Below are 18,648 nucleotides of genomic sequence, written 5' to 3'. Positions count from 1 at the left end.
GCGCTAGACGGGTTCGGCGAACCAGAGCTTGGTTTCGCCGTACTTCTTGTCGGCAAACCGTTCGAGGGTGTCCGGCCAGTCCGGTTCCGGGGACCGTGAGGAACGCTCGACGACGATCACCGCGCCTTCATCGAGGTGGAAGGCGAGCTTGGCGAGGACAGCCTTCAGGGAAGGCTCATCCAAGGGATAGGGCGGATCCAGGAACACGAGGTCCCAGAGAACGTCATGCGCCGCGCGTTCCAGGAAGGACTCCACTTTGGAACGAGTGACTGAGACAATCCTCCGTCCCAGCACTTGGTTGGCCATGTCGGCGTTTCGCTGGCAGACCTCGGAGGCACGTGCGTCAGATTCCACGAGTTCGGCCGAGCGCGCGCCCCGGCTGGCACTTTCGATGCCGAGCGACCCCGAACCCGCATAAAGATCCAGGACCCGGGCATCGTCGATGGCGTCGAGGGCCTCGAGCCGCGAGAACAAGGCCTCCTTGACGCGGTCCGTCGTGGGCCTGGTGGCGTTTCCGGGGACGCTGACCAGCGGATTGCCGCCGACCATGCCGGCAATGATCCGGCTCACCGGCCAACTCCAGGGGCGGCGCACACAGGCGTGCCTTCAGGCGTGGATTCCTTAGCCGCGTTCAAGGAACGCCTCCTTTTCGGGGTTCAGATATTCGTCAATCGCGGCGGCGAGGGCCTGTTGGCCCTCCAGCCCGGGATCGTCCGCGACGAGCCGCTGGGCATCGGTGCGGGCGCGGGCGATCACGTCCTCATGTTCCAGGACCCGCAACAGCTTAAGGGTGGAGCGCCCACCGGATTGCGAGGCGCCCAGGATGTCGCCTTCGCGGCGCAGCTTGAGGTCTTCCTGGGAAAGTTCGAAGCCGTCGGTAGTCGAAGCAACGGCGTCAAGGCGCCTGCGGCTTGGATGGCCGGGCTCGAGCGTCGTGACCAGCAGGCATGTGCCTGGAAGACCGCCGCGGCCCACCCTCCCGCGCAGCTGGTGGAGTTGCGAAATGCCGAAGCGGTCAGCATCAAGAATCACCATAAGCGTGGCGTTATGGACGTCCACGCCCACCTCGATCACTGTCGTGGACACCAGCAGCTGGGTCTGGTTGGCAGTGAATGAGGCCATGGTTTCGGACTTGAGTGCCGGATCCTGCCGTCCGTGGAGGGGTTCCACCCGGACGCCGCGGAGTGCGGGTTCCTGGCTGAGCGTTTCGACGACGGCGGTCACCGAAGCGAGCTCGCGCGCGGGGCCCTCCTCCGAAAGTTCGGCGTCGCTTGGTTCCGCTTCGCCCGGGCTGAAGTCGCCGTCGTCGTCGTCTCCGATCTTGGGACACACGACGTACACCTGGTGGCCGGCGTCGATCTCTTCCCGCGAGCGTTTCCAGATCCTGCCCGCCCAGCCCGGGTTTTCCGCGAGCCCGACAACGTGGGTGGAGATGGGTGCACGGCCTGCAGGGAGTTCGTCCAGCACGGACGTTTCGAGGTCTCCGAAGACGGTCATGGCGACGGTGCGCGGAATCGGAGTAGCGGTCATCACGAGCAGGTGGGGCGGCCGGTTGGCCTTGGCACGCAGGGCGTCGCGCTGCTCCACCCCAAAGCGGTGCTGCTCGTCCACCACGATCAGCCCGAGGTCCTGGAACGAGGTTTTGTCACTCAGCAGCGCATGGGTGCCGATCACAATGCCGGCATTGCCCGAGGCCGCGTCCAGCATGGCTTGCTTGCGGGCAGCCGTCGGCATGGAGCCTGTCAGCAAGGCGACCTGGACCGACCCGGGGCCATTCCCGGGGTCGCTGTCCAACAATCCGGACCCGCCCAGCATCCCGGCGCCTCCGAACAAACCGTCCCGGGCCAGCGGGCCCAGGGTCCTCCGGACGGAATCGAAGTGCTGTGCCGCGAGGACCTCCGTGGGGGCAAGAAGTGCCGCCTGCCCGCCGGCATCCACCACTTGCAGCATGGCCCTCAAGGCCACGATCGTTTTTCCGGAACCAACTTCGCCCTGCAGCAAGCGGTTCATCGGCGAGTCCTGTGCCAGCTCGTGCGAAAGCGTCTTTCCGACGGCAGCCTGGCCGGCAGTCAGCGTGAACGGCAGCTGCCGGTCGAAGGCAGCAAGGAGCCCTTCGGGCACGGGCCGACGAGCGGTGGCCTCTTCTGCAGCCAACTGGGCCCGGCGCCGCGCCAGGGCAGTCTGCAGAACCAGTGCTTCCTGGTAGCGGAACCGGTCACGGGCGCGCTGCCAATCCGCCGCCGTTTCCGGCGAATGGATCAGCCGATACGCTTCCCCTACCCCCAGGAATTTCTCCCGGGACGCAATTTCGGCAGGCAGCGGATCCTCGATGCTGTCCACATCGATGGTGTCCAGCAGCGTGGTGATGACCTTGTGGATGGACCAACTGGTGAGCTTCGCGGTGGCCGGATACACGGGAATGGGCATGGCCGCCAGCTTTTCCGGATCGACGGAAACGGCAAGCTCCGGGTCCTCGTCGAGCAGCATGAAGTCCGGATTGGTCATGCCCAAGGATCCACCGTAGCGGCTGACCTTGCCGGAGAACATCACGCGGCGGCCCGGCTGAAGCTCACTGCGGGCGCGGAAACCGTTGAAGAAACTGATTTTCAAGGTTCCGGGAATCTGCTCACCGCTGGCCTCGTCCGTGACCACGACGTCCGTCAACGATCCGCGCCTTGCCCGCATTTGCCGGGTGGAATTGGACAGGACCCTGGCAATGAGGGTGGCCTCTTCATCCAACGGCAGTTTGCTGATGGGCGTGAGCTCCCCGCGGCTCAGGTAGCGGCGGGGAAAGTAGTTAAGCAGCTCCCCGACAGTGCCCAGGCCAAGGTGCTTCTCGATGACGGACGCCGACCGTTTGCCGATCCTCCGCTCGAGGGGAAGGTGAAGCTCAGTATTCATGCCCGTGCTGGCCTGCCGGAAGGCCTGGGTCGCGCGGCATCGAGAGCTGGCTGATGGAGATGTCGGTGGGCTCGCCGAGTGCGCGGATGACTGCCACAGCTGGTTCAGCGTCCGGAACGTGGACATGCACGCGCCACCGGTAGCTGGCTTCCGCCGAGTCCTCATCGTCATCGTCGTCGTCCCCGGAATCATTCGGTCCAGACGGGCTGCCCACCGGGTTCGCGCTGCCCACCTGGCTCATGATGACAGAGTCGCCGAGTTCGTCCAATCGCTGACGGAGCGTGGCGGCGGCGAGCGGTGAAAGGCTGATGGTGCACATGACCTCGACGCCGTCGTCGTCAGGCATTCCCGCATGGATGTGCGGATCCTGGAGGTCATAGCCGTGCAGCCCGTCCAGGAGCTCATCCTGGAGTTCTTCGCCGAGCACAGCCGAACGGAGGCAATCCAGGATCAACAACATGCCCACCCCACCCGCGTCCACTACATGGGCCGCATGCAGCGGGGCCAGTTGGTCCTCGGTTCGCACTACTGCGTCCAGCGCTGCATTGACGGCGGCATCGAGGGCCAGGCCCAACGCCTGGTTGCTGTCGTCGCCGTTGTGGGCACTATCGCATTCGCCCGCTGCCCTGGCGGCAGCTTCGAGAACGGAGAGCATGGTACCAGGTACCGGCTCGCTCAAGGCAGACCAAGCCCGGATCTGGGCCCGGTTCAGTGCGGCCGCAAGCAGGGGCGCGCTGAGGCGCGTGTGCCCGGCCAGCGGCTCGGCCATTGCGCACAAGAAGACAGCGAAGAGTGTTCCTGAGTTACCCCGGGCCTGCTCCATGGCCGCGCGTCCTGCCGTTGCCAGAACGGCTCCGACGTCGTTCACTGGTTCGTCCGCGGTGGACCGATCGGCGAATGCCGCAGCAGCAGCGCGGACTGTGAGGTAGAGGTTGGTGCCGGTGTCGCCATCTGCCACCGGGAAGATGTTGATGGCGTTGAGACGGTCGCTGTGGTTCCCGAGCGTCGTCTCCGCTTTGCCCAGCCACCGCTTCATGGCGTGCGTATTGGCGGCAATCTTAGTCTGCAAAGTGATCCCATCCCACGGTGTCAGCGGGGATTCCCGCTATCCGGACGCCGCTGTGCTGTCCTTCGGCAACGGCCTGGATCGAGCCTATCGCAGTGAAGCCGGAAGGTAGCTGAACATTTGCTGGAAATGTCGCCAACAGGCCGTGGTCCTCTCCGCCCCCCAGGATCCAGTCCATGGGATCGCGGCCAAGAGGAGCCGAGGCAGCTTCCAAGGGAGTGGCGAGGGCCTTGAGTGCGATGGGGTCGAGGTCGAGCGCCACGCCACTGGCTTCGGCGAGACGGGCGCCGTCGCGCAAAAGCCCGTCCGAGACATCCATCATGGCCGTGGCTCCTGCCTTTGCACCCAGCGGTCCTGCGGCAAGAGGCGGCAGCGGCCGGCACTGGCTATCCATGAGTCCGCGCTGGGCAGCGTTCAGCTCGCCTACGGGTATGGTGCTTTCGAGCAGGGCCAGGCCGGCTGCGGCGCGTCCAACAGTTCCGGCAAGGGCCACGGTGTCTCCCGGATTTGCCCCGGAGCGCAGGACAGCAGGGAGCCCGTGCATTGTCCCGACGACGGCGACCGTCACCGCGATTTCGCGGCCACGGCCCAGGTCTCCCCCGGCAACCGAACAATCGGCAGCCCCCAAGCCGACAATGCCGGCCGTCAGGCCATCCGCGAAGTCCTCGACCCACTGGACGCTAGTGTCGGGCGGCATGGTCAAGCTGACGACGAGGGACACTGCGGTACCGCCCATCGCGTTGATGTCGCTGAGATTCTGCGCTGCCGATTTCCAGCCGACGTCATACCCCGTGGTCCGGTATCCGTTGTTCCATTCAAGGCGGAAGTCCTGGTCCTGGGTCTGGGTGTCGATGGAAATGAGGGTCCGGCCATCCGGCGCGGCAACGACGGCGGCATCGTCCCCCGGCCCGAGCAGCACGCTGCTGCTGGGGTTCAGGCGCGGAAAGATGCGCGCGAGGAGCTCGCCTTCGGACAGCTCGCCGACAGTCTGTTGTTCTATGGACACAGCTCTACGCTATCGCGAACCGCCGACAACAAAGGGCTGTCCCTTCGCGTCCGCTGCCCCGATCCTCGGTTTGCCGCAGCCGCGATAGGCTTGATCAATGCAACAAACGAAAGCCGCTGTGTACGTCCGCGCCCTCTGTTCTTTGACAGCCGCGGCGGTTTCGATCCTTACGCTTGCAGCCTGCTCTCCCGTCGCCGACGTGAAGCCTGCGGCTGATGCCGCGAATGCTGCCTGCGCACCCATGATGGTGTCGCTCCCGGACACCATCGGCGACGCCGCCCTGCGGAAGACCAACAGCCAGGCCACGGCGGCATGGGGCGACCCGTCTGTATTGATTCTGCGTTGCGGCGTCAATGTGCCCGGCCCCACGACGGACCGTTGCGTCACCGTCAACGACGTCGACTGGGTCATCAAGGAAGGCGACCCGGTATGGACCCTGACTACGTACGGGCGCGAGCCCGCGACTGAAATCCTCATGGACCCGAACAAGATCAGCTCCGCCACGGTCCTTGCCGATCTGGCACCCGCCGCGGCGAAAATCAAGGCCGTTCGCAAGTGCGTCGGCCAGCCGGAGCTGCTGCAGAACCTGCCCACGACTGCTCCTGGCAAGTAGCCGGCGCCGCCCTGCCGGTTATTAGCGCAGGCCTGTTATTAGCCGGGCCGACTATCAGCGCAGGCCGGTTTTCCGGTTGAGTGCCAGGTAGATGAGTTCGTCGATCAACTCGGCGTAGCCCAGGCCGGAAGCCGCCCACATTTGCGGATACATGCTCTTCGGTGTGAAGCCGGGCATCGTGTTGATCTCGTTGATGATGAGTTCGCCGTCCGGAGTGTAGAAGAAGTCCACGCGGCTCAGGCCTTCTGCACCCACAGCATCGAACGCAGCCGCCGCAAGCTCGCGGACGCGCGCAATGGCCTCCTCCGGAATATCGGCGGGGCAGCTAAGGGCCGCGGCGCCGTCCTCCACATACTTGGCGTTGAAGTCGTAGAATTCGTGTTCGCCGGGAGCGACGGCGATTTCCCCCGGCATGGAGGTCCGAGGAGCCGCCGTGCCACGTCCTTCGAGGACGGCGCACTCGATCTCACGGCCGACAATGCCGGCCTCGATCACCAGCTTGAGGTCGTGCCGCCGTGCTTCTTCAATGGCTGCGTCCAGCTCATCCATAGAGTCCACTTTGGAAATTCCCATCGAGGATCCGGCGCGGGCGGGCTTCACGAAAACCGGGAACCCGAGGCGGTCCACGCGCTTGCGCACGGCTTCGGCGTCGTTGATCCATTCACGGTCAGTGACGGCGACATACGGTCCCACCGTCAGTCCGGCGGCTTCGAAAACGACCTTCATGAAATGCTTGTCCATGCCGACGGCGGATGCGAGGACTCCGGCTCCCACGTAACGGGTGTCGGACAGCTCCAAGAGGCCCTGGATGGTGCCATCCTCGCCCCAAGGGCCGTGCAGGAGCGGAAACACGACATCCACGGAGCCCAGTTCCTCAGGCACCGCATTCGGTGCCGTGACGATCAATTGGTGGGCTCCACCTACCTCAGCGAGGGTTACGGTCCTCCCGGAGGGCAGCACCTCAGGCAGGGCCGACGCGCTCAGCGACCACTGGCTGATGTCAGTGGAAGGGATCACCCACTGCCCCGACTTGGCTATCCCGATGGGGACGACGTCGTACTTGCTCTTGTCGATAGCGCCCATGACCCCGGCCGCCGTCACGCAACTGACGGCGTGCTCGCTGGATCGGCCGCCAAAGAGTACGGCGACGCGAGGCCGCCTGTGTTCGGCCGGCTTCGCGGACTCGGCAGCTCCAGCAGGAGCGGCAGTTCCGGCAGACAGGGATTCTTCGGTCACAGTCAGTAATCGCCTTCGGACTTCAGGGAGCGGGCCAGGAGTCTGGGCCCAAGTTCATCAACGGACAGTTTGCCTTCGAGGACGGCTACCACGGCCGCGGTGATCGGCATGTCGACACCGAGTTTTCCGGCTAGTTCGTAGACAGCGTACCCGGATTTAATGCCTTCCGCCGTCTGCGTCATACGCTCGGTGACCTGGTCCAGGGTCAAACCTTCGCCGAGCAATCGTCCCGCCGTGTGGTTCCGGGACAGGGGCGAAGAGCAGGTAGCCACGAGGTCCCCCAGCCCGGCAAGGCCCGCCATAGTGCGGGCCTCGCCGCCCAAGGCAAGGGCCAGCCGGGAGGTCTCCGCAAGACCCCGCGTGATCACCGAGGCCTTGGTGTTGTCGCCCATTTGCTTGCCTTCGCAGATACCGACGGCCAAGGCGATCACGTTCTTCACGATCCCCCCGATTTCGACGCCGACCACGTCATTGCTCGTGTAAGGGCGGAAGTACGGTGCGGTGCAATAGAGCGCGAACGATGCGGCCGTAGCTTCGTCGCTGCAGGCCACGACGGAAGCCGTCGGTTCCTGGCGAGCGATCTCCATCGCCAGGTTGGGCCCCGAAACAACGGCCACCCGCTCCTGCGGAATCTCGAGTTCCTCGGAAATGACCTGGCTCATGCGGGAATCCGTACCGAGTTCAAGGCCCTTCATGAGGGAAACGACCACGGCGCCAGGGGCAACCAGTGGTTTCCATTTGCGCAGTTGAAGCCGCAGCGACTGCGCCGGCACCGCCAAAATCACGATTCCGGCACCCGCGAGGACCTCTGCCACATCTGTTGAGGCCGTGATGGAATCAGGCAGCTCTATGTCCTTCAAGTACTGGACGTTGCGGTGCTCCGCATTGATTTGCGCAACTACTTCGTCCCGCCGGCCCCAAATGCGGATACTGCGCTCCGCGCCGGTGGCAATTGCGGCATCCGCCAGGACCTTCGCGAACGTTGTACCCCAGGATCCGGCGCCAAGCACGGCGACAACACCGTTATCGCCTATGAGTTCTTCCCCGGAGGTCACTTCTGTCCGTCCGTGCCGTCGGCGCCCGAGGTTCCTTCAGTCGCTTCGAAGCGACCGTGCTTCGACTGGTTGTGGGCGGCCGGGTCCCAGCGTTCCTTGGGCGGTTCTTCCCCGCGCAAGGTTGCAAGGAGCTCCGTGATGGCGTCCATGATGACGTCCGTAGCCTCAACCAGGGTGGCCCGGTCCAACGGCCGGCCCTGGAACGCGCTGAGATCAACCGGATCGCCGACCAAGATGCGGGATGTCTTCCGCGGGAAGACATGCAGGCGCTTGGCGTACCGGGGGAACACCTCTTGGGCACCCCAATGGGCGATGGGAACCACGGGAGCACCGGTCTGGAGTGCCAGGCGCGCCGCTCCCGTGTGACCCTTCATCGGCCACAAATCCGGATCGCGCGTCAGGGTGCCCTCCGGGTAGATGATGATGGCACCGCCGGCATCCACCACTTCCTGGGCGGCTTGCAACGAACGGTTCGCCCCCGCCGTCGAGCGCTCCACTGGAATCTGGTTCGCGGCGCGCAACAGGCTACCCAGGACGGGGGCCTTGAAGAGGCCCGCTTTCGCGAGGAAATGCGGTGGACGCTTCATGTTGTAGAGCATGTGCCCCACGACAATGGGGTCGATCTCGGTGCAGTGGTTCGGAGCGGCGATGAAGCCACCCGCGGGGAGCTTTTCGGTCCCCTCCCACTTCTTTGCCATGAGGATGTTCATGAGCGGTCGCGCAATTCCCGCAAGAACAGCGAACATGGCACGGCTCTGGGCCGATTCCTTCAAGGTGTCCCCCGTTACTTGGATTCGGTGAGGTCGAAATCGGCGCCCAGCCCGGCGAGCTTTTCGGTGAAGCGCTCGTAGCCGCGGTTGATGATGTCGATCCCGGTCACCCTGGACGTGCCGGTTGCGGCGAGCGCCGCAATAAGGTGGCTGAATCCGCCACGGAGATCGGGGATGTCGATGTCGGTGCCCCTCAGCGGAGTGGGTCCTGAGACGACCGCGGAGTGCAGGAAATTGCGCTGGCCGAAGCGGCATGGCACGCTGCCAAGGCATTCGCGGTGGACCTGGATGGTTGCACCCATGCGAGTCAGGGCGTCGGTGAAGCCGAAGCGGTTTTCGTACACGGTTTCGTGGACAATCGACACGCCTTCTGCCTGGGTCAAGGCGACCACCAGTGGCTGTTGCCAATCGGTCATGAAGCCCGGGTGCACATCGGTTTCAAGGACGAGCGGGCTCAGCTTTCCGCCGGGATGGTAGAAACGGATGCCGTCCTCGCGGATATCCATGCCGCCGCCCACCTTGCGGTAGGTATTGAGGAAGGTCATCATGTCCCTCTGGGAAGCACCCTCCACGAAGATGTCTCCGCGGGTCACCAGGGCAGCGGAAGCCCACGACGCCGATTCATTGCGGTCCGCCAATGCGCGGTGGTCGTAGCCACCCAGATCCCGAACACCCTCGATCCGGATGGTGCGATCGGTCTGGACGCTGATGATGGCACCCATCTTCTGCAGCACGGCGATGAGGTCGATGATTTCCGGTTCGGTAGCGGCACCGCTCAGTTCGGTGATGCCCTCTGCGCGCGTGGCACTCAGAAGGACTTGTTCCGTGGCTCCCACCGACGGGTACGGGAGCGAGATCTTGGCGCCGTGGAGTCCCTTGGGAGCGGAGATGTGGATGCCGCCCGGGCGCTTTTCGACGACGGCGCCAAACTGGCGGAGCACGTTCAAGTGGTAATCGATCGGCCGGTCGCCGATCTTGCAACCGCCGAGATCGGGAATGAACGCTTCGCCGATGGCGTGGATCAACGGACCGCACAGCAGGATCGGGATACGGGAGTCCCCGGCGTGGGCGTCGATCGCGGTGCTGGACGCGGTCTTCGCATTCTTGGGATCCAGGGTGAGATCACCGGTGACGGGATCCTTCTGAACAGTCACGCCGTGGAGCTGCAACAGGCTGGTGACTACCTCCACGTCCTTGATTTCCGGGACGTTCCGCAGCACCGAGGGCTCGTTGCCGAGGAGGGAAGCCACCATGGCCTTGGGAACAAGGTTCTTGGCACCTCTGACGGTGACGCGGCCGGTCAACGGGACGCCGCCGCGGATTGTCAGAACACTACTCATCTATACCGGTTTCCTCACGAGTTGATGCCCCCACACTTACGAAGGCTCCAGCTAAGCATAAAAGCTGACGTTAGCGATTCGAAATGGAGGGGCGTGGCGAAGGCGGGTTTGCTGGTGCCGGTGGTGCCGCGAGCGCGCGCCGGAAACAACTCCGCACCCCGAAAAGACGGGCGCACCCGGTAGTTCGGGTGCCTTGGTCTTTAACTGGTGCACTGGCCGGAACACGGCGTCGTGGGCGAATTCGATGGCTGGGCGAGTTTCTGGCCGGACGCAGCCCGGAAGACGTGCTGAAGGCCGAAAAGATCCGGGAGGACCGCCTGAGGGCAACGGGCTTGACCGTAGTCCGCTGGATGTGGCCAGAAGCGAAAGACGGTGCCGAACTCTTGTTGAAGCTGCGCAACGCCGGGATCGGGCCATGAACACAACGTGCCACGCACACGAAAAGGACCGGCGCACCCGTTCATTCGGGTGCACCGGTCCTTTCAAGGTGCAAAAGCTAGTCAGGCAGCCTCCGGTCCTCTTCGGCTGATCTACTGGATTCGCGCCGGCAGGGTTTTGGGCTTGAACGAAGGCCTCGTGGCCTCGTAGGCCGTGATGTCTTCCTCGTGCTGGAGCGTCAGTCCGATGTCATCCAGCCCTTCCAGGAGGCGCCACCGGGTGTAGTCATCGATCTCGAAGGGTGCCACGACGTTTCCGCACACAGCGGTCTTGGACACGAGGTCCACCTTGACTTCGGTGCCGGGCGCGTTTTCGAGGACCTTCCAGATGAGCTCGATGTCGTCCTGGGCGAGCTCCGCCGCCAGGAGGCCTTGCTTTCCCGAGTTGCCGCGGAAAATATCCGCGAACCGCGAGGACAGCACGGCTTTGAACCCGTAGTCCTTCAGTGCCCAGACTGCGTGCTCGCGGGATGAGCCGGTACCGAAATCGGGTCCAGCCACAAGCACGGAGCCGGCGTTGAACGGTTCCTGGTTCAGGATGAAGGACGGGTCCTTGCGCCATGCTGAGAACAGCGCGTCTTCGAAACCCGTACGGGTAATCCGCTTCAGGTAGACCGCTGGAATGATCTGGTCCGTGTCCACATTGCTCTGGCGCAGCGGGACACCGATGCCGGTGTGGGTGGTGAACTTTTCCATGGGGCCCTCCTAGGCGGCGTCGGTGGTGGTGGATGCGGAAACAGAGGCGGGCTCCAGGTCCGAAGGCGAGCTCAGCGTTCCGCGTACTGCGGTGGCTGCGGCGACGACCGGCGAAACCAAGTGGGTGCGGCCGCCCTTGCCCTGGCGTCCTTCGAAGTTGCGGTTCGAGGTGGATGCGCAGCGCTCCCCCGGTTCCAGCTGGTCCGGATTCATGCCCAGGCACATGGAGCAGCCGGCAAAGCGCCATTCAGCGCCGAATTCCTTGAACACCTTGTCCAGGCCTTCTGCTTCGGCCTCAAGTCGGACGCGTGCCGAGCCGGGAACCACGAGCATCCGGACCTTCGGGTCCTTTTCCCGCCCGCGGATGACATCGGCGGCGGCACGGAGATCCTCGATGCGGGAGTTGGTGCAGGATCCGAGGAAGACAGTGTCCACCCGAATGTCCTTCATGGGCGTGCCGGCTTCGAGGCCCATGTACTGCAGCGCGCGCTCGGCCGCCAGTTTGGCATTCTCGTCACCGAAGTCTTCGGGGAACGGTACCGCCTCGTTGAGCGAAATGCCCTGGCCCGGGTTGGTCCCCCAGGTCACGAACGGCTCCAAGGTATCGGCGTCGAGATCCACCTCGACGTCGAAAGCAGCGTCGTCGTCGGTGTGCAGCGTGTTCCAGTATTCGACGGCGGCATCCCACTCCTCCCCCTGCGGGGCGTGCGGGCGGCAGTACATGTAGTCGTAGGTCGTCTGGTCCGGAGCCACCAGGCCGGCGCGGGCACCGGCTTCGATAGACATGTTGCAGATGGTCATGCGGGCATCCATGGAGAGCGCCCGGATGGCCGATCCACGGTATTCCAGGACGTAGCCCTGGCCGCCGCCGGTACCGATCTTGGCGATGACGGCCAGGATGATGTCCTTCGCCGAAACGCCCGGGCGCAGGGTGCCTTCAACGTTGATGGCCATGGTCTTGAACGGCTTGAGGGACAGCGTCTGGGTGGCCATGACGTGTTCCACCTCCGAGGTGCCGATACCCATGGCGAGCGCTCCGAAGGCGCCGTGGGTCGAGGTGTGCGAATCGCCGCAGACTACCGTCATGCCGGGCTGGGTGAGGCCCAGCTGCGGGCCGACGACGTGCACAATGCCTTGTTCGGCGTCGCCGAGCGAGTGCAGGCGGACTCCGAACTCCTTGCAGTTGTTGCGCAAAGTCTGGATCTGCGTGCGGCTGGTCAGATCGGCGATCGGCTTGTCTATGTCCAGGGTCGGCGTGTTGTGGTCTTCCGTGGCGATGGTGAGGTCGGGGCGGCGCAAGGGGCGTCCGGCCAGCCGCAAGCCCTCGAAGGCCTGCGGGGAGGTCACCTCATGCACGAGGTGCAGGTCGATGAACAGAAGATCGGGCTGGGCGTTGGCTCCTTCGCCTTCGCCCTTGCGCACCACGTGCGCATCCCAAACTTTCTCGGCCAGTGTCTTTCCCACGGCCTGCTCCCTTCACTGCGGTTGGCTTGACTACTTCCACTGAACATCAGTGATCCAAACTGCGCCAGTGAAACAACTTGCATCTCAGATATTGAGACGGCAATATCATTACATGGACAATTCTAGTGGAGTCGGCGTCATCGATAAAGCGGCCCAAGTGCTCGACGCACTTGAGGCGGGGCCAACCACCTTGGCTCAACTTGTGGCAGCAACCGGGCTGGCCCGCCCCACGGTGCACCGGCTCGCGCTGGCGCTCGTCCACCACCGCCTCGTGAGCCGTGATATCCAAGGCCGCTTTGTCCTCGGCAGCCGCCTTGTTGAGCTTGCTTCGGCGGCCGGCGAAGACCGGCTCATCGCTTCTGCGGGCCCGGTCTTGATCCAGTTGCGCGACGCCACGGGAGAGAGCGCCCAAATCTTCCGACGTCAGGGCGACTGGCGCGTCTGCGTTGCCTCTGCCGAACGTCCCATCGGCCTGCGAGACACTATTCCCGTGGGCACCCAACTCTCCATGAAGGCCGGCTCCGCCGCCCAGATCCTGCTGGCGTGGGAAGACCACGACCGCCTCCTGGACGGACTTCAGAACGCCCGGTTCACGCCGACCGTCCTGGCAGGAGTACGACGCCGGGGCTGGGCCCAGAGCCTCGGCGAACGCGAGCCTGGAGTCGCCTCGGTCTCCGCACCCGTGCGCGGCCCTTCCGGCCGCGTCATTGCCGCGGTGTCCATCTCCGGCCCCATCGAGCGCCTGACCCGCCAGCCGGGACGTCTGCATGCCGAAGTCGTCTGCAACGCCGCCCGGGTATTGACTGAAGCCCTGCGTAAGAACAACGACTAGGCGCTTGCCGTTTTTGCCGTCGGCACCTCCCTGCAGACGGGCGCAGGTAGGGTAGGCGCATGAACAGCTTTGCCGTGTTCCTGCGTGGAATCAACGTGGGCGGGATCAACATCAAGATGGCCGACCTCAAAGCAGCCCTCAAGGCGTACCCTTTCGCCGATGTCAAGACCCTGCTGGCCAGTGGCAACGTGGTGCTCCAGAGCGAGCTCGACGCCTCCGCAGTCAAGGATGAGTTTGAAAAGTGCTTGAGGGAAGCATTTGGTTATGACGCCTGGGTAGTGGTCCTGACCGCCGAACGAGTTGCCGAACTGGTGGAAGCCTGCCCCTATCCGGCCGACGATAAAACGACGCACAGCTACATCACCCTCGCCTCGGACGCGGCAATGTTGGACGAACTATTCGACGCCGGCACAGCCCTCGGCGCCGCCGGGGAGGGCGGCGTCGATCAAGTCCGGCTGGGTCCCGAGGCCTCGGCTTGGCTTGCCCCGGCGGGAGGGACCCTGGACAGCCCCTTCAGCAAGCTCTCCGCAAAGGCCCGCTACAAGGCGAGCACCACCACCCGGAACCTGCGCACGCTCATCAAGGTCAGGGACGCCGCAAAGGCCCTGCAGAAGTAAGAATGAGCTGCCACGAGCACCGTTCTCCCCTGTTTTGAAATAGGAAAGCGCTTCCGACGCGGCGAGTCGCGTCATTCCCGGGCTTTCGCGCCGCAAACAAGGGGAGAAAGGTACGGCGCACGAGGATTCTGGGGGTCTTGCTTGAGGCAAAAAAATCCCCCGGAACCTGTTGGTTCCGGGGGATTCGATTTGTGACCCCAGCGGGATTCGAACCCGCGTTACCGCCGTGAGAGGGCAGCGTACTAGGCCGCTATACGATGGGGCCTTGCACTTTATTGACCTATTTGCACTTCTAATTACCGCATTTTGAACGCCGTTTCCGGCATTCAAGCTAAATGATTGTTTCATACATTCAACTTTGTTTCAAATCGGCGAACCGTTTCGAAAGCCCGAATTCCTGCACTAATGTGTGGATCATTCGGAGCTGGGATACCAGGACTCGAACCTAGAATGACGGTACCAGAAACCGTAGTGTTGCCAATTACACCATATCCCATTGGTGCTTTTAGGCCGGATTCGAAGGCGTAAACCTTCGCTCCGCGCCCCTCAGCACGAGTAATTACTTTACCCGAGACTTTCGATGCACACAAATCGAGAACACGCGCCCGCGTCCAGCTTGGTGCACACCTCAGCGATCCGCCGATGTGGATGCTGGCATCGAAAAACCCTTGCAATCGACGGCACCATAGGTTTACTCTCGGTAGGTTACCAATCGGTAACCTACGTCACGCACTTGTTTCGTGGCACAGCTGCAGGCCGAATCGCCTGTTAGCTGCGTCACATGGGGGGATGCCCGGCAGCAGCGCCGCTGTCGGGAAGTCATCGAGAGGAATTGCCCATGACACCGAACCCTGCAATTGCCACCAGAACACGAAGCCGTGCCCAGATAATCGCTATTGCCGTGCTCGCACTCCTGCTCATCGCGCTCCTTGGCTTCTATACCTTGGTCATCGGGAAGATCGCGGCGGGGTCGGCGCAGCTCAATGACGGCGCTGGCCAGGCATCTGCCGGCGCCGGCCAGCTCAAGGACGGCGCGGCAAGGCTCGCGGGTGGAGCTGCGGAAGCCGGGACAGGTGCGGCCAAGCTGGCGGATGGCGCGTCGAAAGTCCAGAACGGAATCCAGGCCAAGCTGGCTCCGGGAGCCCAGCAGTTGAAGGATGGAGCCGACAAACTCGCCACGGGGGCCGTCAAGATCCAGAATGACGTCAACGCCAAGCTTGCACCGGGAGTCTACAAGGTGGACGACGGCGCACAGCAGCTCGCAGCCGGTGCCGTGCAGCTTTCCGCGGCGTTGACTCCGACGCCGGGTGGCAACGCTGAAAACAATCTCGGCGACGGCGCCACTCAACTAAACACCGGCGCGAACCAGCTCAACAACGGAGCCGCCCAGCTCAACGCCGGTGCTGGCCAACTCGACGCGGGCGCTTCCAGGCTCGCGGCGGGCACCGACCAGCTCAAAGGTTACCCGGGCGCCGGAGACGATCCCACCAAGGGAACGGGTTCCGCCGCATTGGCCCAAGGGCTCCAGCAGCTCGCGGACGCCGCCAACGGCATCCAGGGCGTAGTGCCGCTGGCAACGCTGAAGGCACAGATCAACGCGCTCAACGACGGCGCGCATCGCCTCGATGCCGGAGCCTCGCAATTGCAGGCCGGAGCGGGCCAGCTTTCGGCTGGGGCGGCGCAACTGCACGACGGCACCGGACGGCTCGCAGACGGCACCGGGAAGCTCGCGGCAGGGACCGGCAAGCTGACGGCCGGTTTCGCCACGCTCGCCCAGAAGCTCAACAGCCAGGATCCCGCGTCCCCGGGCGTGGTTCTAGGAACCCAAATGCTCGCCGATGGAACCGCAAAGATCCGCGTGGGCATGGACGGCGTACCTGGCGACCCTGAGCACCCGGGACTCCTCAAGGCCACGGCCAGCATGACGGACGGAACATCCCGCTTGGCTGCAGGCACGGACTCGTTGATGACGGGCATCAAGGGCAGCCCCGCAGATCCCTCCTCCCCCGGTCTCCTGGACGGTTCCACCGCATTGGCGGCGGGCGCCTCCAAGTTGTCCGATGGAAATGCCAAACTGGCCGCGGGCTCAGCCCAGTTGTCCACCGGTGCCGAAAAACTCGCGGACGGAAATGCGCGAATCGCGGCGGGCACAGCGGAACTGCATCAGGGAGCTGCGGCGGTATCGCCGTCGAGCATGGCCGAAAAGTCGGATACCGGCACGGCGCTCGGACTTGTGGGCGTCCTGGGGGCGGGTTCCGTCGGAACGTTCGTTTTCCTGCGGAAGTTCCGGCTGGGCGCGTAGCTGCAGAAGCCTCAGGCGAGCAGTCGCGTCAAGGCGTCTATTTCCCGGCCGGAAAAGTCGGAGGCGAGCTCACCTGTGCGGTTCAACCAGATGCCCAGCAATCCGGCGGCAGTGGCGCCTTCGGCGTCGAGAAGGCGGTTGTCGCCCACAAAAAGGGTCTCAGCCGGGTTGGTGCCCAAGCGCCGGACCCCTTCCAGGTAAATGGCGGGGTCCGGCTTGGGCACGCCTACGGTGTCCGTTCCGACAAGGACCGAGACCCGGGCAAGCCCCGCGCTATCGAGCTTGACCCGCTGGTAGTCGTGGACGTTGTTGCTCACGGCGCCGTAGGGGATGCCCGCGGCGTCGAGGGCGTCGAGGACGGGCAGGACATCACTGAAGGCCCTGACATAACTGGGCTGCAGGCGGGAATAGTCATTGAGCCACGTATGGGAGTCCTCGCCGCCGAGTTCCACTCCGAAATGCCCCAGGGCCGCACGGCCACGCAGAAGGCGCTGCTCGTTGAACGTCAACTCGCCGGCGAGGTACCGGTCATAGAAGTGCGTGGTTTCGTGCGTGAAGATCCGTCCGAACTTCTCCCACCCGGCCTGGTCCAGGCCGGGCAGGAGGTGCTCGCTCACGTCACGCAGGGCCGTGGTCATGGCGTACTCAAGGTCCACCAAGGTGTCGTCGATGTCGAACAGGACACCCCGGACCGTGCCGAATGACTCATGAAGTGCGCTGATCACGGAGTGCCTGAACTAGCCGCGGAACGCGCGCAGGCGGGTGAGCGAGGAATCCTTGCCCAGGATGACCATCGATTCGAACAGCGGCGGCGAGATGCGGCGGCCGGAGATTGCCGTGCGCACGGGGCCGAACGCGAGGCGCGGCTTGATCCCAAGATCCTCCACCAAGGCTTGCTTGAGTGCTGCCTGGATGCTTTCTGCTGTCCAGTCGGCGAGGGGTTCGAGCGCAGCCAACGCGGCGTCCAGCACCTCGCCCAGGTTCTCGGGGAGTCCCTTGCGGGCGTCGTCGGCGACGTCGATCGCGTCGTCGTTCTTGAACAGGAAGGCAAGCATCTCGGGAGCCTCGCCCAACAGGGTGATCCGCTCCTGGATCAGCGGCGCGGACTCGGCAAGAATCTCTTCCTGGCGCGGAGTCAGGATCTCCCCCACGAAGCCTGCGGCACGCAGGTACGGCACGAGCCGCTGACGGAAGTCCTCCGGAGTGAGCATGCGCACGTGCGTTCCGTTGATGGCTTCGGCCTTCTTGATATCGAAGCGCGCCGGGTTGCCCAGGACGTCGTGGATGTCGAAGTTGGCCACGAGCTGCTCCACGGTGAAGATATCCTCGTCGGCGCTCAGGGACCAGCCCAGGAGGGACAAGTAGTTGAGCAGTCCTTCGCGGATGAAGCCACGTTCACGGTGCAGGAAGAGGCTGGATTCCGGATCGCGCTTGGAAAGCTTCTTGTTGCCCTGGCCCATGACGTAGGGAAGGTGGCCGAACTCGGGCATGTACTCGGCCACACCAATGGCGTAGAGGGCCCGGTAGAGGGCGATCTGCCGCGGAGTGGAGCTGAGCAGGTCTTCGCCGCGGAGGACGTGCGTGATGCCCATGAGTGCGTCGTCAACGGGGTTCACGAGTGTGTACAGCGGGGCGCCGTTGGCGCGCACCACGGCGAAGTCGGGCACGGATCCGGCCTTGAACGTGATCTCCCCGCGCACAAGGTCGTTGAAGGTCAGGTCTTCGTCCGGCATGCGCAGGCGCAACACGGCATTGCGGCCCTCGGCCTTGTACTGGGCGAGCTGTTCCTCGGTGACGTGGCGGTCAAAGCCGTCGTACCCGAGCTTCGGATCCCGGCCCGCAGCCCGGTGCCGTGCTTCGATCTCCTCGGGAGTGGAGTACGACTCATAGATGTGACCGCCGGCTTTGAGCTTGGCGATGACGTCCTGGTACATGTCGCTGCGCTGCGACTGGCGGTACGGTTCGTGCGGGCCGCCAACCTCGACGCCCTCGTCCCAGTCGATGCCGAGCCACTTCAACGCGTCAAGCAGTTGGTGGTAGCTCTCCTCGCTGTCGCGGGCCGAGTCCGTGTCCTCGATCCGGAAAACCAGTTTGCCACCGGTGTGCCGTGCGTAGGCCCAGTTGAAGAGGGCCGTACGGATCAACCCAACGTGCGGAGTTCCCGTGGGTGAGGGGCAGAACCGGACGCGGACCGGGGTTTCAGCGTTCACGGCAGGAATGGCGGCAGAGTTCGACGCAGCAACAGTAGTCATAATGGTTCCAACTTTACCCCGTGCCGCCGGACGGAAAGCCCAGCGCCCGTGGGTGCAAAGC

General features: G+C 64.2%; 17 protein-coding genes and 2 tRNA genes. 5 read left to right on the top strand and 14 right to left on the bottom strand.

Annotated elements, in window-relative coordinates; genetic code table 11:
- Positions 1-3 precede the first annotated feature (3 nt).
- The 4 genes from rsmD to thiL are packed head-to-tail and all read right to left on the bottom strand — an operon-like array spanning position 4 to position 4,973.
- Positions 4-570 (bottom strand): 16S rRNA (guanine(966)-N(2))-methyltransferase RsmD, encoded by a 567-nt coding sequence (rsmD, locus tag AB4074_RS01625; RefSeq protein WP_441411802.1) that lies wholly within the window; start codon positions 568-570, stop codon positions 4-6.
- A 51-nt stretch (positions 571-621) separates the two neighbouring features.
- Positions 622-2,901, bottom strand: a complete 2,280-nt coding sequence (locus AB4074_RS01620; protein ID WP_441411801.1) for an ATP-dependent DNA helicase RecG — start codon at positions 2,899-2,901, stop codon at positions 622-624.
- Positions 2,891-3,937, bottom strand: coding sequence for a DAK2 domain-containing protein (locus AB4074_RS01615; protein WP_441411847.1), 1,047 nt, complete (start codon positions 3,935-3,937; stop codon positions 2,891-2,893). Before AB4074_RS01615 ends, AB4074_RS01620 begins: the two co-directional genes overlap by 11 nt.
- A 22-nt stretch (positions 3,938-3,959) precedes the next feature.
- Positions 3,960-4,973, bottom strand: a complete 1,014-nt coding sequence (gene thiL / locus AB4074_RS01610) for a thiamine-phosphate kinase (protein ID WP_441411800.1) — start codon at positions 4,971-4,973, stop codon at positions 3,960-3,962.
- A 97-nt stretch (positions 4,974-5,070) separates the two neighbouring features.
- Here thiL and AB4074_RS01605 point away from each other — a divergent pair, with 97 nt between their 5' ends.
- Positions 5,071-5,586 carry a DUF3515 family protein gene (locus AB4074_RS01605; RefSeq protein ID WP_441411799.1) on the top strand — a complete coding sequence of 172 codons (516 nt, stop codon included), beginning with the start codon at positions 5,071-5,073 and terminating at the stop codon, positions 5,584-5,586.
- A 54-nt stretch (positions 5,587-5,640) separates the two neighbouring features.
- On the opposite strand, the gene AB4074_RS01600 is transcribed toward AB4074_RS01605, so the two are convergent.
- Genes AB4074_RS01600 through murA form a run of 4 tightly spaced genes read right to left on the bottom strand, consistent with a single transcriptional unit; the run spans position 5,641 to position 9,987 of the window.
- Positions 5,641-6,807, bottom strand: a complete 1,167-nt coding sequence (locus AB4074_RS01600) for a D-alanine--D-alanine ligase family protein (protein ID WP_441411846.1) — start codon at positions 6,805-6,807, stop codon at positions 5,641-5,643.
- Positions 6,808-6,824: 17 nt separating this feature from the next.
- Positions 6,825-7,877, bottom strand: coding sequence for an NAD(P)H-dependent glycerol-3-phosphate dehydrogenase (locus AB4074_RS01595; protein WP_441411798.1), 1,053 nt, complete (start codon positions 7,875-7,877; stop codon positions 6,825-6,827).
- The gene (locus AB4074_RS01590) at positions 7,874-8,650 is read right to left on the bottom strand and encodes a lysophospholipid acyltransferase family protein (protein ID WP_441411797.1); all 777 of its coding nucleotides are present in this window, start codon (positions 8,648-8,650) and stop codon (positions 7,874-7,876) included. The genes AB4074_RS01595 and AB4074_RS01590 overlap by 4 nt, the downstream gene beginning before the upstream one ends.
- A gap of 11 nt (positions 8,651-8,661) precedes the next feature.
- A complete protein-coding gene (murA, locus tag AB4074_RS01585; RefSeq protein WP_059387657.1) occupies positions 8,662-9,987 on the bottom strand; it encodes a UDP-N-acetylglucosamine 1-carboxyvinyltransferase in 1,326 nt (441 codons plus the stop codon).
- A 284-nt stretch (positions 9,988-10,271) separates the two neighbouring features.
- Here murA and AB4074_RS01580 point away from each other — a divergent pair, with 284 nt between their 5' ends.
- Positions 10,272-10,406 carry a hypothetical protein gene (locus tag AB4074_RS01580; protein WP_441411796.1) on the top strand — a complete coding sequence of 45 codons (135 nt, stop codon included), beginning with the start codon at positions 10,272-10,274 and terminating at the stop codon, positions 10,404-10,406.
- Positions 10,407-10,517: 111 nt separating this feature from the next.
- On the opposite strand, the gene leuD is transcribed toward AB4074_RS01580, so the two are convergent.
- Together leuD and leuC are read right to left on the bottom strand one after the other, a co-directional pair.
- Complete coding sequence (gene leuD, locus AB4074_RS01575) at positions 10,518-11,120, bottom strand: 3-isopropylmalate dehydratase small subunit (protein ID WP_441411795.1); 603 nt, start codon at positions 11,118-11,120, stop codon at positions 10,518-10,520.
- 9 nt (positions 11,121-11,129) lie between these two features.
- Positions 11,130-12,584 (bottom strand): 3-isopropylmalate dehydratase large subunit, encoded by a 1,455-nt coding sequence (gene leuC, locus AB4074_RS01570; RefSeq protein WP_441411794.1) that lies wholly within the window; start codon positions 12,582-12,584, stop codon positions 11,130-11,132.
- A 112-nt stretch (positions 12,585-12,696) separates the two neighbouring features.
- Here leuC and AB4074_RS01565 point away from each other — a divergent pair, with 112 nt between their 5' ends.
- Both AB4074_RS01565 and AB4074_RS01560 read left to right on the top strand, forming a co-directional pair.
- Positions 12,697-13,416 carry an IclR family transcriptional regulator gene (locus AB4074_RS01565; protein WP_028264661.1) on the top strand — a complete coding sequence of 240 codons (720 nt, stop codon included), beginning with the start codon at positions 12,697-12,699 and terminating at the stop codon, positions 13,414-13,416.
- Positions 13,417-13,475: 59 nt separating this feature from the next.
- A complete protein-coding gene (locus AB4074_RS01560; RefSeq protein WP_345449933.1) occupies positions 13,476-14,033 on the top strand; it encodes a DUF1697 domain-containing protein in 558 nt (185 codons plus the stop codon).
- Positions 14,034-14,225: 192 nt separating this feature from the next.
- On the opposite strand, the gene AB4074_RS01555 is transcribed toward AB4074_RS01560, so the two are convergent.
- Together AB4074_RS01555 and AB4074_RS01550 are read right to left on the bottom strand one after the other, a co-directional pair.
- Positions 14,226-14,298, bottom strand: a tRNA-Glu gene (locus AB4074_RS01555).
- A 159-nt stretch (positions 14,299-14,457) separates the two neighbouring features.
- A tRNA-Gln gene (locus tag AB4074_RS01550) sits at positions 14,458-14,529 on the bottom strand.
- Between the two features lie 342 nt (positions 14,530-14,871).
- Between AB4074_RS01550 and AB4074_RS01545 the strand changes: the two genes are divergently transcribed.
- On the top strand, positions 14,872-16,335 hold the full coding sequence (locus AB4074_RS01545; protein WP_441411793.1) for a hypothetical protein: 1,464 nt from the start codon (positions 14,872-14,874) through the stop codon (positions 16,333-16,335).
- A gap of 11 nt (positions 16,336-16,346) precedes the next feature.
- On the opposite strand, the gene AB4074_RS01540 is transcribed toward AB4074_RS01545, so the two are convergent.
- Together AB4074_RS01540 and gltX are read right to left on the bottom strand one after the other, a co-directional pair.
- On the bottom strand, positions 16,347-17,060 hold the full coding sequence (locus AB4074_RS01540) for an HAD family hydrolase (protein ID WP_441411792.1): 714 nt from the start codon (positions 17,058-17,060) through the stop codon (positions 16,347-16,349).
- 12 nt (positions 17,061-17,072) lie between these two features.
- The gene (gene gltX / locus AB4074_RS01535; RefSeq protein WP_437770698.1) at positions 17,073-18,587 is read right to left on the bottom strand and encodes a glutamate--tRNA ligase; all 1,515 of its coding nucleotides are present in this window, start codon (positions 18,585-18,587) and stop codon (positions 17,073-17,075) included.
- Positions 18,588-18,648: the final 61 nt, after the last annotated feature.

It is taken from the genome of Arthrobacter sp. 2MCAF14 (assembly GCF_052115645.1).
GTDB lineage: Bacteria > Actinomycetota > Actinomycetes > Actinomycetales > Micrococcaceae > Arthrobacter.
This window is presented reverse-complemented; position numbering and strand designations above follow the sequence as displayed.

Coding starts and splice junctions, on each gene's coding strand:
- AB4074_RS01605 (WP_441411799.1), top strand. CDS start 5,071: ATGCAACAAACGAAAGCCGCTGTGTACGTCCGCGCCCTCTGTTCTTTG.
- gltX (WP_437770698.1), bottom strand. CDS start 18,587: ATGACTACTGTTGCTGCGTCGAACTCTGCCGCCATTCCTGCCGTGAAC.
- AB4074_RS01560 (WP_345449933.1), top strand. CDS start 13,476: ATGAACAGCTTTGCCGTGTTCCTGCGTGGAATCAACGTGGGCGGGATC.
- murA (WP_059387657.1), bottom strand. CDS start 9,987: ATGAGTAGTGTTCTGACAATCCGCGGCGGCGTCCCGTTGACCGGCCGC.
- AB4074_RS01565 (WP_028264661.1), top strand. CDS start 12,697: ATGGACAATTCTAGTGGAGTCGGCGTCATCGATAAAGCGGCCCAAGTG.
- leuD (WP_441411795.1), bottom strand. CDS start 11,120: ATGGAAAAGTTCACCACCCACACCGGCATCGGTGTCCCGCTGCGCCAG.
- AB4074_RS01620 (WP_441411801.1), bottom strand. CDS start 2,901: ATGAATACTGAGCTTCACCTTCCCCTCGAGCGGAGGATCGGCAAACGG.
- AB4074_RS01615 (WP_441411847.1), bottom strand. CDS start 3,937: ATGAAGCGGTGGCTGGGCAAAGCGGAGACGACGCTCGGGAACCACAGC.
- AB4074_RS01545 (WP_441411793.1), top strand. CDS start 14,872: ATGACACCGAACCCTGCAATTGCCACCAGAACACGAAGCCGTGCCCAG.